We start from the raw sequence: 14,526 nt of genomic DNA, 5'->3' as shown, positions 1-14,526 counted from the left end.
GCCGTCCGGTGCCGAGGGCGGGCGGGCTCGCGCGGCTACACTCGCCCGCACCCGATGAGCCTCTTCAAAGCCGCTTCCACCGTCTCGCTGCTCACCCTCGCTTCCCGCATCACGGGCCTCGTGCGCGACCTGCTCATGGCGGCCACCTTCGGGGCGAGCGGATTGACCGACGCATTCAACGTCGCGTTCCGCATTCCCAACCTGTTTCGCCGCCTGTTCGCCGAAGGCGCCTTCAGCCAGGCCTTCGTGCCGGCCCTGGCGCATTCCAAGGAGACCGACGGCGAGGCCGCCACGCAGCGCCTGATCGACGGTGTTGCCACGGCGCTCGCGTGGGCGCTGGTCGCGACCTGCGTCGTCGGCGTGGCGGCCGCACCCGCGCTGGTCTGGGCGCTCGCGAGCGGCTTCAAGAACACGCCGCACAGTTTCGACGCCGCGGTGTTCATGACGCGCTGGATGTTCCCGTACATCGCGTTCATGTCGCTGGTCGCGCTGTCGGCAGGCATCCTGAACACGTGGAAACATTTCGCGGTGCCGGCGGCGACGCCTGTGCTGCTCAACGTGGCGATGATCCTCGCCGCGTGGCTGGGCGCGCCGTGGTTCCGCAGCCTGGGCATCGAGCCGATCTACGCGATGGCCGGCGGCGTGATCCTGGGCGGCGTGCTGCAGCTGGGCGTGCAGGTTCCCGCCTTGATCCGCATGGGCCTGCTGCCGCGCATCGGCACGAGCTGGGCGGCGCTGAAGCAGGCGCTCGCCGAGCCGGGCGTGCGCCGCGTCGCGTCCATGATGGCGCCGGCGCTGCTGGGCGTGAGCGTCTCGCAGATCTCGCTGATGATCAACACGCAGATCGCGTCCTGGCTGGGGCCCGGCAACGTGACCTGGCTCGATTACGCCGGACGGCTGATGGAGTTCCCGACGGCGCTGCTCGGTGTGGCGCTCGGCGTGGTGTTGATGCCCCAGCTCGCCGGCGCACGCGCGAGCGGCGAGACGCTGCGGTATTCGTCGATGCTGGACTGGGGACTGCGGCTGGTGGTGCTGCTCGCCGTGCCCAGCTCGCTGGCGCTGGTCGTGTTCAACGTGCCGCTGATCGCGACCCTGTTCCACTACGGTGCCTTCAAGGACACCGACGTGCTCCAGGTCGCGCGGGCGCTCGCCGGCTATGGCGCGGGCCTCGTGGGCCTCGTCGCGATCAAGGTGCTCGCGCCCGGTTTCTACGCGAGCCAGGACATGAAGACGCCGGTGCGCATCGCGATCGTCGTGCTGGTCGTCACGCAGTTGCTGAACATCGCGCTCGTGCCGTGGCTGCGGCAGGCCGGCCTGGCGCTGTCGATCAGCCTCGGCGCGATGCTCAACGCGGGCTGGCTGCTGGTCGGCCTGATGAAACGCGGCAGCTACAAGCCATCGCCGGGCTGGGGGCGTTTCCTGCTCCAGGTGACCGCGGCCACGGCGCTCGTGACGGTTTTCCTCATGTGGTCGGCCGCATCGTTCCAATGGATCGCCTTGCGATCGCAACCGCTCGCGCGCGTGGGCCTGCTCGCCGGCGTCCTGGCCGCTTCGGCCGCCATCTACTTCGGCGCGCTCTGGGCCGCGGGCCTGAAACTGCGGCAATTTCTCTCGCACTGAGCCATTCGGCGCGGGCTCGCGGCTTGACGCGTCGGGAGCGTCGCATTACAAAGTCCGCATGCTCCTGAATTTCACGGCGCCGACGTCCCTCGAGTACTTCAGCGCACTGGTGCAGAGCGACGACGAGTTCCCGTTGCTGGAGGCGGCCTGCAGCATCGCGCAGGACGAGTATCCCGAACTCGACGTGCAGCAGGTGCTCGGCGAAGTCGACCAGCTGCTCGCGCGCCTGAAGCGCCGCCTGCCCGCCGATGCGGCCGCGTTGCAGCGCCTGCGCGCGCTGAACCAGTTCTTCTTCCGCGACCTGAGCTTCGGCGGCAATGTCAACGACTACTGCGACCCCGACAACAGCTACCTGAACGTCGTGCTGCGCACGCGCCGCGGCAACCAGATCGCGCTGGCCGTGCTGTGGATCGAGCTCGCGCAAGGCCTGGGCCTGCACGCGCGCGGCGTGTGCTTCCCCGGCCACTTCATGGTCAAGGTGAACCTCCCCAAGGGCCAGGTGGTGATCGATCCTTTCAGCGGGCAGTCGCTCTCGCGCGAGGAACTGGAGGAAAGGCTCGAACCCTACAAGCGCCGCAGCGGCCTCATCGACGAGTTCGAGGTTCCGCTGGGCCTGTACCTGCAGGCTGCGCCGGCGCGCGACATCATCGCGCGCATGCTGCGCAACCTGAAGGAGATCCACCAGGCGCAGGAAGACTGGCAGCGGCTCATCGCGGTGGAAGACCGCCTGCTGGTGCTGCTGCCCGAAGCCTGGGCCGAGTACCGCGATCGCGGCCTGGCCCACGCTGAGCAGGGCCACAGCCAGCTCGCCGTCGTCGATCTCGAGACCTACCTCATTCACGCGCAGGACGCGCTCGACATCGACGCCATCGCGGACCGCGTGGCCGATCTGCGAAGAGAGAAGAGCTAACGCTTCAAGAATTGCGGCACTTGCGTGCGCTGGGCCGCCACGCGCAGCGTGGGGGCCAGCCGGGTGCCGCGTATGGACGATTCCTGCGCCGGCATCGGCGTCACCGGGCCTGCCGCGACATGGGTCGCGACCGCGGGCGACACCACGGGTCGGAGCCAATCGAAGACGGGTTGCCATTGCGCGAGGTCCGCGGCCGCCTGCGCGGCCGGCAGGTCGAACAAGGTGAGGCCACGCTCGATGCTGCGCGGGTACAGCTGCGTTTCGCGCAGGCTGCCCAGGAACGGCACGCCGATCGCTTCGGCCCACTGCTGCAACACCTCCGCGCCGTTGGTGCGGCCGTTGATGCGCATGCCGACCGCGCCGATCCGGCAGCGGCCGCTGGCCAGGCGCGGCAGGGCCGCAAGCTCGGCATGGCATTGCGCGGCCGATTCACGGTCGAACATCGAGGCACCCACGGGCATCACGATCGCATCGGCGAACATGACGGTGCGCGCCAGCTCGAAGCCGTGCAGGCCGCCGGGCGTATCGAGCACGACGTGGCTGATGCCGGCAGGCACCTTGAGCATGTTCTGGTCCATGGCCCAGGGCGCGATGGGGGGCAGGGACGCGGGACGGCGCCGCAACCAGGCGCGGCTGGACTGCTGCTTGTCGACGTCGCCGAGCATGACGGCATGACCGAGCTGCGCGCACCACGCGGCCACGTGGGCGGCGAAGGTGCTTTTGCCGCTCCCGCCCTTGCGGTTGACGACGGCGATGACGGGCATCGGGCTCCTCCTCTATGGGAGGCCCAGTCTCCTATCAAATGAGGGAGCCGTCCACAAAACGAGATGTTGCCAATTGTTTGTGCTAGCGGTTTTGTAGCGTCCAGACGTCAGACGGGCGTCCCGCGAGGCCCAAGGCGTGCCATGCCCGCCGCAATTGCGTGTCCGAGGAAAAGCCCGCGAGTTCGGCGGCCTCCGTCACGCCCTGGCCCGATTCGAGGGCGGCCTGCGCGAGCGCGAGGCGGATGCGGCGCAGGTACGCAAGGGGCGCCGTGCCCGCATGTTCGACGAACAGGCGCGTGAGGTGCCGCGGCGACGTGCGGCCCACTTCGGCCATGCGCGCGACGCTCCACTCGCGCTGGGGCTCCGCGCAGACCGCGTCCTGCACGCGGTGCAGTACCGGGTGCATGTGGTCGCGATGGGCGAGGAAGGGCGAGAGTTCCGGGTCCTGCGGCCCGCGCCTGAGGCCCACGACCATGGTCTGCGCCACGCGCGAGGCGAGCGGCGCGCCGCACTCCTGCGCGATCAGTTGCAGGGCGAGGTCGATGCCCGGTGGTGACGCCGGCGCTGGAGGCGACCGGGTCGTCGAGCACGAACACGCGATTGGCGACGACCTCGCAGCGCGGCGCGATCGCGCGCAGTTCGTCGAGATGGTGATGGTGCGTCGTTGCGCGCCGGCCATCCAGCAGGCCCGCATGCGCCGCGATGAGCGAGCCGGCGCACACGGTGACCACTCGCAGGCCGTCGTGACCCGGCGTGAGGCCGCGCAGCCAGTGCAGCGTTTCGGCGGCACCGGCCTGCCTGGCGTCGAAGCGGCGGCCCGGCATGCCCACGAGCACGATCCATGCGTTGCGAGGCGGTGTTTCCGGCAACGGCTCGACGCCCGCCACGGCGATGCCCACCGACGTGCGCGGCGCCTCGATCGGCCCGACGAAGCGCAGGTCGAAGCGCGGTGCGTGCCCGCCTTCGGCGAGGCACTGGTTGGCGATGCGGAAGGCCTCGGCCGGCCCGGCCCAGTCCAGCACCAGGCTGCCGGGCAGCAGCAGGAACAGGACGGGGATCGGCGGCTTCGTCACGCCGCGGGCGCCATCCGTTCGACGGCTTGCGGCACCGTGCAGATCGTGGCGAAGCGATCCTTCAGCACGGTGGCCGTGCGCTGCCGGATGTCGCCGCAGGAAAGTATCGAGCCGTCCTCGTTCTTCATGTCGAAGGTCAGTGTCGCTTCGGTCACGTAATCGACCGCGAAGCCCAGGTCCGACGCGTGGCGCGTGGTCGTCTCGCAGCACTGTTCGGTGCGGATGCCGCTCACGACGAGGCGCTGCACGCCGTTCTGCGTGAGCCAGACGTCCAGGCCCGTGCCCACCAGTGCGCTGTGGCGCGACTTGTGGAAGGTCGCGGCCGGCTGCACCTCGCGCAGGCCTTCGAGCGGGCGCACGTGGCCGGATTCGAGCGCGAAGGGGTTCGCGGCGGTCGCCGGTCCGGCGACGTGGAAGACGCGCACGATCGGCACGCCATGCCGCTGCGCGCCTTCGATCAGCGCGTTCTGCGCCTCGAGATAGGCCGGCAGCTCGCGCTCGGTGAAAAACGGGCGGTGGCGGAAGGATTCCTGGATGTCGATCAGGAGCAGGGCGGATTTCATGGGGTCACCTCGGGTTGCGATGGGACGGATCATGCCTTTGCAAATCCGGACCGGCCATTCGGCGCCGGACCAGTTTCGATCAATTCAGGACATGCCCGGCGGGCGCCGCGCCAGGCCCGCGAGCGCCACCCCGGCGAAGCCCGCGCCGCACCAGAACGTCACCGACGCGCCCCATTGGTCCCACAGCCATCCGGCCAGCGCACTCGCTGCCAGCAGCGCCACACCGCTCACCAGGTTGAAGAAGCCGAACCCCGTGCCGCGCAGGTCGGGCGGGGCCGATCCCGCGACCATTGCCGAGAGCAGGCCTTGCGTCATCGCCATGTGCAGGCCCCACAAGGCGATGCCGGCCCACAGCAGCGGCCCCTGGCCGGCCATCGCCAGCAAGGCGTCGGAGGCGACCAGCACGAGCAGGCCACCCGCCAGCAGCACGCGATGGCTCATGCGGTCGGCGAGTTTGCCGAACGGGTACGCGCCCACGGAATACACGACGTTCATCGCGATCAGGACCAGCGGCACCAGCGCGAGTGCCAGCCCGCCCTGCTGCGCGCGAAGGACGAGGAACGCCTCGGAGAAGCGGGCCAGCGTGAAGACGCCCCCCACGACCACCACCCACCAGTAGGCCGGCCCCATGCGGCGCAGGTTCTCGCGCTTGACCGGGAATTCGCGCTTGCCGCCCAGCGTGGCGTCGGGTTCGCGGACACCGAACACCAGCAGCGACACCGACAGCACGGCCGGGATCACGGCGATCCAGAACACGGCGCGGAAATCGTTGGCCCACAGCAGCATCAGGCCCATGGCCAGCAGCGGTCCGATGAAGGCGCCCACCGTGTCCAGCGCCTGCCGCAGGCCGAAGGCGGCGCCGCGGATCGAAGGGGGCGTGACGTCGGCGATCAGCGCGTCGCGCGGCGCGCCGCGGATGCCCTTGCCGACGCGGTCCGACAGTCGGGCGACCAGCACCAGCCCGGCGCTGTTCGCGAGCGCGAACAGCGGCTTGGACACCGCCGCCAGCCCGTAGCCGAGCACCGCCAGGGGCTTGCGCCGGCCGATGTAGTCGCTGAGCACCCCCGAGAAGACCTTGGCGATCAGGGCGGTGGCTTCCGCCAGCCCCTCGATCACCCCCACGGCGAGTACGCTGGTGCCCAGCGTCGTCACCATGAACACCGGCAGCAGGCTGTGGATCAGCTCGGACGAGGTGTCCATCAGCAGGCTGACGAAGCCCAGCGCCCAGACGGCGACCGGCATGCGGGGGGTGTTCGTGGCGAGCGGCGATAATTTCGTCATGAATTCGAATGCTTCGGGCCAACCGGGCACCCTCAGCTACGAGCAGTCGGGCGTCAATTACGAGCTCATCGACCCGCTCAAGGTGGCCGCGCAGCGCGCTGCCGCCGCCACCGCCGGGCACCTGGCCGCCCACGGCTTCTCCGAGGTGAAGGCCTCGCGCGGCGAATCCGCGTACGTCGTGGACGTCGGGCCCTTCTACCTCGCTTCCATCGTCGAGTGCCTCGGTTCCAAGGCGCTGGTCGCCGACGAGATGCAGCAGCTGACGGGCAAGAGCTACTACGACAGTATCGCCCAGGACACCATCGCGATGGCGGTGAACGACCTGATCACCGTGGGCGCGACGCCGCTGGTGATTCAGGCCTACTGGGCCGCGGGCGGTTCCGACTGGTTCGGCGATGCGCAGCGATCGAACGCGCTGGTCGAAGGCTGGAAGAAGGCCTGCGAAGTCTGCGGCGTGGCCTGGGGCGGCGGCGAGACGCCGGCGCTGGCGGGCATCGTCGAGGGCGGGCGCATCGACCTCGCGGCCTCGTGCACGGGTCTCATCAACCCGAAGGAGCGCCTGTCGGTCGGCGACAAGCTCGCGGCGGGCGACGCGATCGTGCTGCTGGCATCCAGCGGCATCCACGCCAACGGCCTGAGCCTGGCGCGCAAGCTGGTCGAGCGGCTGCCTCAAGGCTACCTGACGAAGCTGGCCGACGGGTCCACCTACGGCGAGGCGCTGCTCGCGCCGACGGTGCTCTATTCGCCGGTGACCGAAGCCCTCTACAAGGCCGGCATCACGCCGCATTACTGCGCGAACATCACGGGCCACGGCTGGCGCAAGCTCCTGCGCCATCCCGCGCAGCTCACGTACCGCATCGACCGGGTGCCCCCGGTGCCGCCGGTGCTGTCGTTCATCCAGCAGCAGGCCAAACAGGACGACCGCGAGGCCTACAGCACGCTGAACATGGGTGCGGGATTCGCACTGTTCGTCGACGCGAAGGACGCGCAGTGGACCGTCGATGTCGCGCGCGGCTGCGGCATCGAGGCGATCGTCGCCGGCCGACTCGAAGCCGGCCCCAAGCAGTTGCTGATCGAGCCGCTCTCGATCCGCTTCGGCGACGACGACCTGCAACTGCGCTGACCCCGAACGGATGCAACTGACGCCCACCCAGAAACGCGCCGCCACCTGGCTGCTGTTCGCGTTGCTGGCGGTGTTCGCGCTGCGCGCGCTCGGGCCGGTGCTCACGCCCTTCATCGTGGGGGCGGTCTTCGCCTACATCCTGGCGCCGCTGGTGGAGCGCCTGTGCGAGGTGAGCGGCAACCGCCTGCCGCGCGTGCTCGCCGTGGTCGTGGTCGAACTGCTGCTGGTGCTCGCGCTCACGCTGCTGGTGCTGTTGGTCGTCCCGGTCTTCTACAAGGAGCTGCCGCAGATCCGCGAGCAGCTGCCCACCGTGTTCGACAAGCTCGACAGCACGCTGGGCCCCTGGCTGAAGGAGCTGGGCATTCGCGTGGCGCTGGACCTCGGCAGCCTGAAGGCGCAGGCGATCGGGTACCTGAACGCGAACTACAGTGACGCCATGGCGTCGCTCTTTTCGTCGCTGCGCCTGGGCGGCAGCGTCGCGGCGGTGGTGGTCGCGAACCTGTTGCTGATCCCGGTGGCGCTCTTCTACCTGTTGCTGGACTGGAAGACCTTCGTGGCCCGCCTCTTCGAGCTCGTGCCGCCCGCCGCGCGGCCGCGGGTCGATTCGTTCACCAGCGAATGCGACGCCGTGCTGGGCCAGTACCTGCGCGGCCAGCTGATGGTGATGCTCACGATGGCGGTGTACTACAGCACGGGCCTCGCGCTCTTCGGGCTCGATCTCGCGCTGCCGATCGGCGTGTTCACGGGACTGGCCATGTTCGTGCCTTATGTCGGCTTCGGCATCGGCCTGATCCTGGCGCTCCTCGCGGGCCTGTTGCAGTTCGCGTCGGCCAAGGCCTTCATCATGGTCGCGGCCGTGTACGGCAGCGGGCAGATCGTCGAAGGCTTCTTCCTCACGCCGCGGCTGGTGGGCGAGCGCATCGGCCTGCACCCGCTCGCCGTGATCTTCGCGCTGCTGGCGTTCGGGCAGTTGTTCGGGTTCGTCGGCGTGCTGGTCGCGCTCCCGGCCAGCGCCGTGCTGCTGGTGGCCATCCGGCGCCTGCGCGCGGGCTACATGGGCAGCAGGCTGTACCAGGGGTGAGGTCGATGAAGCAGATTGCGCTCGACATCGGCATCGCCGCGCCGCCTTCGCTGGCGAACTTCTTCGCCGGGCCGAACGAGGCGGCGGTGAAACACCTGTTGCTCTGGGTCGGAAGCCCCACGCGCTCGCCCGTGCCCACCTACCTGTGGGGCGCGAGCGGCAGCGGCAAGACGCACCTGCTGAAGGCGGTGGAGGAGGCCTTGCGCGAGCAGGGCGCGACCGCCGGCTGGCTCGACGCCGGCGTGCTCGAGCCGCCCCCGTTCGACGAGCGCTGGGCCGTCGTGCTGCTGGACGAGGTGCATCTCTACACGGCCGTGCAGCAGCACGCGGCCTTCAACTGGTTCGTGAACGCACAGACGTTGCAGCGCGGCGTGCTCGCCGCCGGCACCGTGCCTCCCGCGGACCTCAAATTGCGTGAGGACCTGCGCACGCGCCTGGGCTGGGGCCATGTCTTCCGGCTGCAGGTGCTCAGCGAACCGGAGCGCCGCGCCGTGCTGCGCCAGGCTGCCGACGAGCGCGGCGTCTTCCTTTCCGACGAAGTCATGGATTACATGCTCACGCGTTTTTCGCGCGACCTCGCGAGCCTGATGCAGTTGCTCGGGCAGCTCGATGGCTACGCCCTGCAGACCAAGCGCGCCATCACCATTCCGCTGATCAAGGCGATGCTGGAGGACGAGTGAAGCCCGGGCACAAGCGCATCGCGCTGTTCGACCTCGACCACACGCTGCTGCCGATCGATTCGGATTTCACCTGGGGCGTGTTCACGCAGACGATCGGGTGGACCGACCCGGTGGAGTTCAAGCGGCGCAACGACGAGTTCTACGAGCATTACAAGGCCGGCACGCTGGACGTCCACGAGTACGTGCGCTTCGCGACCGACGCCGTGCGCAGGAAGGGCTCGAAAGCCGCGGCCGAGGCGCACCAGCGCTTCATGGCCGAAGTCATCGCCCCCGAGATCCGGCCCGAGGCGCTGAAGCTCGTGGAGCAGCATCGCGCTGCCGGTGACGAGGTGGTGATCGTCACGGCCACCAACGAATTCGTCACGGCGCCGATCGCGAAGGCCTTCGGCATCGAGGAGCTGATCGCGGTGAAGCTCGCGCTGGACGGCGACGGCTGGATCACCGGCGAGATCGATGGCGTGCCGTCGCTGCGCGAAGGCAAGGTGCACCGCGTCGCCGAATGGCTGCAGGCCCGGGGGCTGGGCTGGGAAGACGCCGAGATCACCTTCTACTCCGATTCGATCAACGACCTGCCGCTGCTCGAGCAGGTCGATCACCCGGTCGCCACCAATCCGGACGAGAAACTGCGCGCCGTCGCCGTGCAGCGCGGCTGGCGCATACTCGACCTGTTCGACAACAAATGATCAAGCGATTCATCGACAAGCTGCTGGGCAGCACCAAGTCCGCCCGCCCGAATTTCGGCAAGCGGCGGGAAGTGGGCCCCGAGGAACACGGCATCGACCCGGCGCTGGTGGACGAGCGTGCGCTCAACGTCGTGCACACGCTCAAGGAAGCGGGGCACGAAGCCTATATCGTGGGCGGCGCGGTGCGCGACCTGCTGCTGGGCCTGCGCCCCAAGGACTTCGACGTCGCGACCGACGCGACGCCCGAGCAGGTGAAAGGCCTGTTCCGCCGTGCCTTCATCATCGGCCGGCGCTTTCGCATCGTGCACGTGGTGTACGGACGAGGCCGCGAGCACGAGGTGATCGAGGTCTCCACCTTTCGCGCCTACATGGACAACGCGGCGGCCGAGCAGGTGGCCGGAAACGAGAAGACCAGCCGCAGCGAGCTCGCCGGCCTGAAGCACGCCGTCGATTCCAGCGGCCGCGTGCTGCGCGACAACGTCTGGGGCCCGCAGGAAGAAGACGCGACGCGGCGCGACTTCACCATCAACGCGATGTACTACGACCCCGAGACGCGCACGGTGGTCGACTACCACGGCGGCATCAAGGACGCGAAGAAGCGCGTGCTCAGGATGATCGGCGACCCGCTGACGCGCTACCGCGAGGACCCGGTGCGCATCATCCGCGCCGTACGCTTCGCGGCGAAGCTGAACGGGCTGGGCTTCAAGCTCGACCCGAAGACGGGCGCGCCGCTGAAGGAAAGCCTGGCGCTGCTGCAGGACGTGCCGCAAAGCCGCCTGTTCGACGAGATGCTCAAGCTCCTGCAGACGGGGCACTCCCTCGCGACCATCGAGCAGCTGAAGGCGCTCGGGCTCGCAGGCATTTATCCCTTGCTGGACCTGGTGGTGGAGCGCGCCGACCAGGCTTTCGTGCGCAGCGCGCTGCAGGACACCGACCGCCGCTGCGCCGAAGGCAAGCCGGTCGCGCCGAGCTTCCTGCTCGCGTGCGTCCTGTGGTCGGACGTGCGCGACGGCTGGTCGCGGCGCCTTGCGCAGAAGATGCACCCGTTCCCCGCACTGCAGGAGGCGATCGACGATGTGTTCGACGCGCGCATCGGCGACGTGTCCGGCCGGGGCAAGCTCGGCGCCGACATGCGCGAGATCTGGATGATGCAGCCCCGTTTCGAGAAGCGCAGCGGCAATACGCCGTTCACGATGGTCGAGCAGCCGCGCTTCAGGGCCGGCTTCGATTTCATGCGGCTGCGCGCGGATGTCGGCGAGGTCGACGTCGTGCTGGCCGACTGGTGGCAGGAATTCAGCCAGGCGAGCGACGCGGTGCGCGAGGACCTGGTGGCGCAGTTGCGCGAAGAGCAGCACCGCGGTGCCCGGCGCGTGCGTGCACCGCGCGCGGACAAGCCGGTGAGCACGGAGCCCCGGCCGGAGCCGCAGCGGCAGCAGCAGCCGCAGGCCGAGGGTGAAGACTCGCTGCAGGCGGGCGAGGCACCGGCCAAGAAGCGCCGCCGCCGTCGCCGCAAGCCGGCGGGCGATCGCGCGGCCGCGCCGACGCCGGCGCCCGGCCCGCAAGAGTAAGCCGCCGTGCGCGACGCCGTCGTCGCCTATGTCGGCCTGGGGGCGAACCTGGGCGATGCGGCTGAGGCGGTTCGCGACGGGATCGCCAAGCTGGCGCGCTTGCCCACGACGCATGTGGGGCGCACGTCGTCGCTGTATCGCACGGCGCCGCACGAAGCGAGCGGTCCCGATTTCATCAATGCCGTCGCGCAGCTCGAAACGCGGCTCGATGCGATGACGCTTTTCGCGGAACTGCAGCGCATCGAGAACGAGGCCGGGCGCGAGCGTCCCTACCGCAATGCGCCACGCACGCTGGACCTGGACCTGCTGCTGTACGGCAGTGCGCGCATCGACAGCCGGCGCCTCGCCGTGCCCCACCCTCGGCTGAACGAACGCGCCTTCGTGCTGGTGCCGCTCGCCGAGATCGCACCCGCGCTCGTCACGCGTGAACAGCTGGCCGCCGTCGCAGGCCAGGCCGTCGAGCGGCTCGCATGACCTCCGGCGTAATTGGCGGGGCGCAGCCCGGCCCGCATCATGAGGCCATCACAACGGAGGTCTTCATGAGCGACACAGGACTGATTGCGGTGGCATGCGGGTTGATCATCGGGCTGGGCGCCATCGGCGCCTGCCTCGGGATCGGCACGATGGGCGGGCGTTTCATCGACGGCGCGGTGCGCCAGCCCGAGATGATGGAGCCGCTGCAGACCAAGATGTTCCTGCTGGCGGGCCTGATCGACGCCAACTTCCTGATCGGCGTCGGCATCGCGATGATGTTCGTGTTCGCGAATCCGTTCGCGCACTAGAACCACTCGACGAAGCCCGACTGCTCCGCGTTCTGCGGGTTCGATCCCGCGGCGCGCACTCCTTCGAGCGCTTCCTCGGTGGGCAGGCCGAGTGCCTTCAGCACGCAGGCCGCGGCGCTCCCGGTGCGGCCCATGCCGGCAGCGCAATGCATCATCACCGGCTCGCCCGCACGCAGGGCCCGCACCACGCGTTCGATGCCGCGGCGGAAGGCCCGGGGCTCTTCGGGCACGCCGAAATTCGGCACCGGCAGGTGCACCCATTCGCAAGGCAGGCCGCCGTGTTCGATGGCCGCGTGGTACTGCGGCGAGAGCTCTTTCACCTCGTCGCGCGGCGTGAGGCACACCACCATCCTGAGGCCCGCATCACGCGCGTCCTGCTCGAACTCGCGCCACGAGGCGAACCGGCCGGGCATGGAAGACAGCCACAGCGACCCCGGCACGCCGGCCGGCAGTTGCACGCGTCGCAGGCTCATGGCGCCGTGCTGCTCCTTTGCTGCGCGACCTCGAACTCGCTCACCGCGCCCGAACGGTTGCCCCAGGACATGCGGATGTAGCTCAGGGCAGCGGCGATGTCCTCGTCGCTGAGGGTCGTCGCATACGGCGGCATGCCGAAGGGACGCGGGTTGGCCGCCGTCGCGGGCGGAAAGCCCCCGCCCAGCACGATCTGCACGAGGTTGGAGGTGACCGGCAGGTTCACCGCGCGATTGCCCGCCAGTGCGGGGTAGACGCCCGGCCTGCCTTCGCCCTTGTCGCCATGGCACTGCGCGCAGCGATCACCGTAGATCTTCTCGCCGCGTTCGGCGACGCGCCCGGGAAGCGCCGCCGTGCGGTCGGGCTCACCGATGCGCTGCAGCGCCTTGAACCATGCGGTGATCGCGCCGGCCACCCCGGGCTCGCGGGTTGCGGGCTCCGGCACCGCCTTGAGGAACACCGCCATCGCCTTCGCGTCCTCCGGCGTGAGGTATTGCGTGCTTTGCAGCACGACCTCCGCCATCGGGCCCAGCACCGTCCCGCGTGGCGCGACGCCGGACAGCAGCAGCCGCTCGACATGGGCGATGTCCCACTCGCCGACGCTGGCCTCGTTCCTCGATGCCAGCGAGGGCGCGTACCAGTTCTGCATCGGGATGACCCCGCCCGAGAGGTCCATCATGTTCGCCTGCGCGCCGAGCGCGTTGCGTGTCGTGTGGCAGGCGCTGCAGTGGCCGAGCCCGCTCACCAGGTACGCGCCGCGGTTCCATTCGGGCGGTTTCGCCTTGTCGGGCTCGAAGACGCCCGGCTTGAAGTACATCGTGCGCCACGCCCAGAGCGCGGCTTGCGTGCCGTACGGCCAGCGCAGCCGATGCGGCGTATTGGCACGCGGCGTGGCAGGCAGGCCGCGCAGGAAGGCATAGATCGCATCCGAGTCCTCGCGCGTCACCTGCGTGTAGTTCGGGTAGGGAAACGCCGGGTACAGGAGACGCCCGTCGCGCGATCGACCCTCGTGCAGCGCACGCCAGAAGTCGTCGGCCGACCACGCGCCGATGCCCGCCGCGCGATCCGGCGTGAGATTGCTCGAGTACACCGTGCCGAACGGCGTCTCGATCGCGCGTCCGCCCGCGAACGGCGCGCCGCCGCGCTCGGTGTGGCACGCGATGCAATTGCCCACGCGGGCGAGGTAGGCGCCGCGTGCTGCCGCGGGCGCTTCCACGCGGGCGGGCGTCGCCTTCGCTTGCGGCGCGGCCGCGCTGCCGCACTCCAGCGTCGGCTTCTTCTCGATCGAAGCGACGGGATGCGCGTCGGCGGGCAGCGGTTGCGCGGCCAGCCAGGCGGCGACCGCCGTGAGGTCTTCCGGTGCCAGCTGCTTCGCGATCTTCGCCATGCAGTCGGGCGCCTGCGCGCGGCGCTGCCCGGCCCGCCAGGCGCCGAGCTGCGAATTGAGGTAGTCGCGCGACACGCCCAGCAGGCCCGGCGTGTTCGGTTGCGCACCCGTGAGCCGGTCACTGTGGCACTGCACGCAGGCGGGAATCTTTTTCGCGTCGTCGCCTTGCGTCGCCAGTACGCGGCCGCGCTCGAGCACCGCCGGTGGCAGTGTCGCGGGTTGCGGCGGCGGGTAGGGCAGGTCCAGCGATGCGAAGTACTGCGCCAGTTCGAACACGTACGGCTCGGACAGCGGGTCCAGCAGCCGCGCCATGAGGCCGTAATGGCGGCGGCCTTCGCGGAAATTCAGCAGCTGGTTGTAGAGGTAGCCGGCGGGCTTGCCCGCGATGCGCGGGTAATAACCGTCCGGCCCGGCGCGGCCCTCCTTGCCGTGGCACGACGTGCACGCGAGCGCACGCTGGGCGATCGTGTCTTCGAATTGCGGTGGTGCGGCCGTCGCGAAGCCGCAGACGAACCAGAAGCAAAGAAGGACGAGGCGCAT

Annotated in this window: 14 protein-coding genes and 1 pseudogene; 9 read left to right on the top strand and 6 right to left on the bottom strand. The window is 69.6% G+C overall.

Features of this window, described 5'->3' with window-relative positions; genetic code table 11:
- Positions 1 to 54 precede the first annotated feature (54 nt).
- Complete coding sequence (gene murJ / locus AC3EF3_RS13135) at positions 55 to 1,620, top strand: murein biosynthesis integral membrane protein MurJ (RefSeq protein WP_488532596.1); 1,566 nt, start codon at positions 55 to 57, stop codon at positions 1,618 to 1,620.
- Positions 1,621 to 1,678: 58 nt separating this feature from the next.
- Positions 1,679 to 2,530 carry a SirB1 family protein gene (locus tag AC3EF3_RS13130; protein WP_488532595.1) on the top strand — a complete coding sequence of 284 codons (852 nt, stop codon included), beginning with the start codon at positions 1,679 to 1,681 and terminating at the stop codon, positions 2,528 to 2,530.
- Here the strand turns inward: AC3EF3_RS13130 and AC3EF3_RS13125 are convergent.
- The 4 genes and pseudogenes from AC3EF3_RS13125 to AC3EF3_RS13110 form a co-directional block, all read right to left on the bottom strand.
- Entirely contained in the window at positions 2,527 to 3,294 is a 768-nt protein-coding gene (locus AC3EF3_RS13125; RefSeq protein WP_488532594.1) for a ParA family protein, read from the bottom strand. The genes AC3EF3_RS13130 and AC3EF3_RS13125 overlap by 4 nt on opposite strands.
- Positions 3,295 to 3,376: 82 nt before the next feature.
- Positions 3,377 to 4,367 (bottom strand): annotated as a pseudogene (locus AC3EF3_RS13120) (GlxA family transcriptional regulator).
- Complete coding sequence (locus AC3EF3_RS13115; protein ID WP_488532593.1) at positions 4,364 to 4,930, bottom strand: cysteine hydrolase family protein; 567 nt, start codon at positions 4,928 to 4,930, stop codon at positions 4,364 to 4,366. The pseudogene AC3EF3_RS13120 and the gene AC3EF3_RS13115 overlap by 4 nt, the downstream one beginning before the upstream one ends.
- Before the next feature lie 84 nt (positions 4,931 to 5,014).
- The gene (locus tag AC3EF3_RS13110) at positions 5,015 to 6,211 is read right to left on the bottom strand and encodes an MFS transporter (protein ID WP_488532592.1); all 1,197 of its coding nucleotides are present in this window, start codon (positions 6,209 to 6,211) and stop codon (positions 5,015 to 5,017) included.
- Between AC3EF3_RS13110 and AC3EF3_RS13105 the strand changes: the two genes are divergently transcribed.
- From AC3EF3_RS13105 to atpE, 7 genes are all read left to right on the top strand, one after another.
- Positions 6,210 to 7,334, top strand: coding sequence for an AIR synthase-related protein (locus tag AC3EF3_RS13105; RefSeq protein ID WP_488532591.1), 1,125 nt, complete (start codon positions 6,210 to 6,212; stop codon positions 7,332 to 7,334). The two genes, AC3EF3_RS13110 and AC3EF3_RS13105, sit on opposite strands and share 2 nt — an antisense overlap.
- Positions 7,335 to 7,344: 10 nt before the next feature.
- Positions 7,345 to 8,415: an AI-2E family transporter gene (locus tag AC3EF3_RS13100; protein ID WP_488532590.1), complete on the top strand. Its 1,071-nt coding sequence runs from the start codon at positions 7,345 to 7,347 to the stop codon at positions 8,413 to 8,415.
- Positions 8,416 to 8,420: 5 nt separating this feature from the next.
- Positions 8,421 to 9,095: a DnaA regulatory inactivator Hda gene (gene hda / locus AC3EF3_RS13095; RefSeq protein WP_488532589.1), complete on the top strand. Its 675-nt coding sequence runs from the start codon at positions 8,421 to 8,423 to the stop codon at positions 9,093 to 9,095.
- The gene (locus AC3EF3_RS13090; RefSeq protein ID WP_488532588.1) at positions 9,092 to 9,778 is read left to right on the top strand and encodes a histidinol-phosphatase; all 687 of its coding nucleotides are present in this window, start codon (positions 9,092 to 9,094) and stop codon (positions 9,776 to 9,778) included. The genes hda and AC3EF3_RS13090 overlap by 4 nt, the downstream gene beginning before the upstream one ends.
- The gene (gene pcnB, locus AC3EF3_RS13085) at positions 9,775 to 11,346 is read left to right on the top strand and encodes a polynucleotide adenylyltransferase PcnB (protein ID WP_488532587.1); all 1,572 of its coding nucleotides are present in this window, start codon (positions 9,775 to 9,777) and stop codon (positions 11,344 to 11,346) included. The genes AC3EF3_RS13090 and pcnB overlap by 4 nt, the downstream gene beginning before the upstream one ends.
- Positions 11,347 to 11,352: 6 nt before the next feature.
- Entirely contained in the window at positions 11,353 to 11,820 is a 468-nt protein-coding gene (gene folK, locus AC3EF3_RS13080) for a 2-amino-4-hydroxy-6-hydroxymethyldihydropteridine diphosphokinase (RefSeq protein WP_488532586.1), read from the top strand.
- A 65-nt stretch (positions 11,821 to 11,885) separates the two neighbouring features.
- Positions 11,886 to 12,128: a F0F1 ATP synthase subunit C gene (gene atpE / locus AC3EF3_RS13075; RefSeq protein WP_488532585.1), complete on the top strand. Its 243-nt coding sequence runs from the start codon at positions 11,886 to 11,888 to the stop codon at positions 12,126 to 12,128.
- Here the strand turns inward: atpE and AC3EF3_RS13070 are convergent.
- The gene (locus tag AC3EF3_RS13070; protein ID WP_488532584.1) at positions 12,125 to 12,601 is read right to left on the bottom strand and encodes a protein-tyrosine phosphatase family protein; all 477 of its coding nucleotides are present in this window, start codon (positions 12,599 to 12,601) and stop codon (positions 12,125 to 12,127) included. The genes atpE and AC3EF3_RS13070 overlap by 4 nt on opposite strands.
- Positions 12,598 to 14,526, bottom strand: coding sequence for a c-type cytochrome (locus AC3EF3_RS13065; protein ID WP_488532583.1), 1,929 nt, complete (start codon positions 14,524 to 14,526; stop codon positions 12,598 to 12,600). The genes AC3EF3_RS13070 and AC3EF3_RS13065 overlap by 4 nt, the downstream gene beginning before the upstream one ends.

Source organism: Ramlibacter sp. GS1-15, from assembly GCF_057785015.1.
This window is presented reverse-complemented; position numbering and strand designations above follow the sequence as displayed.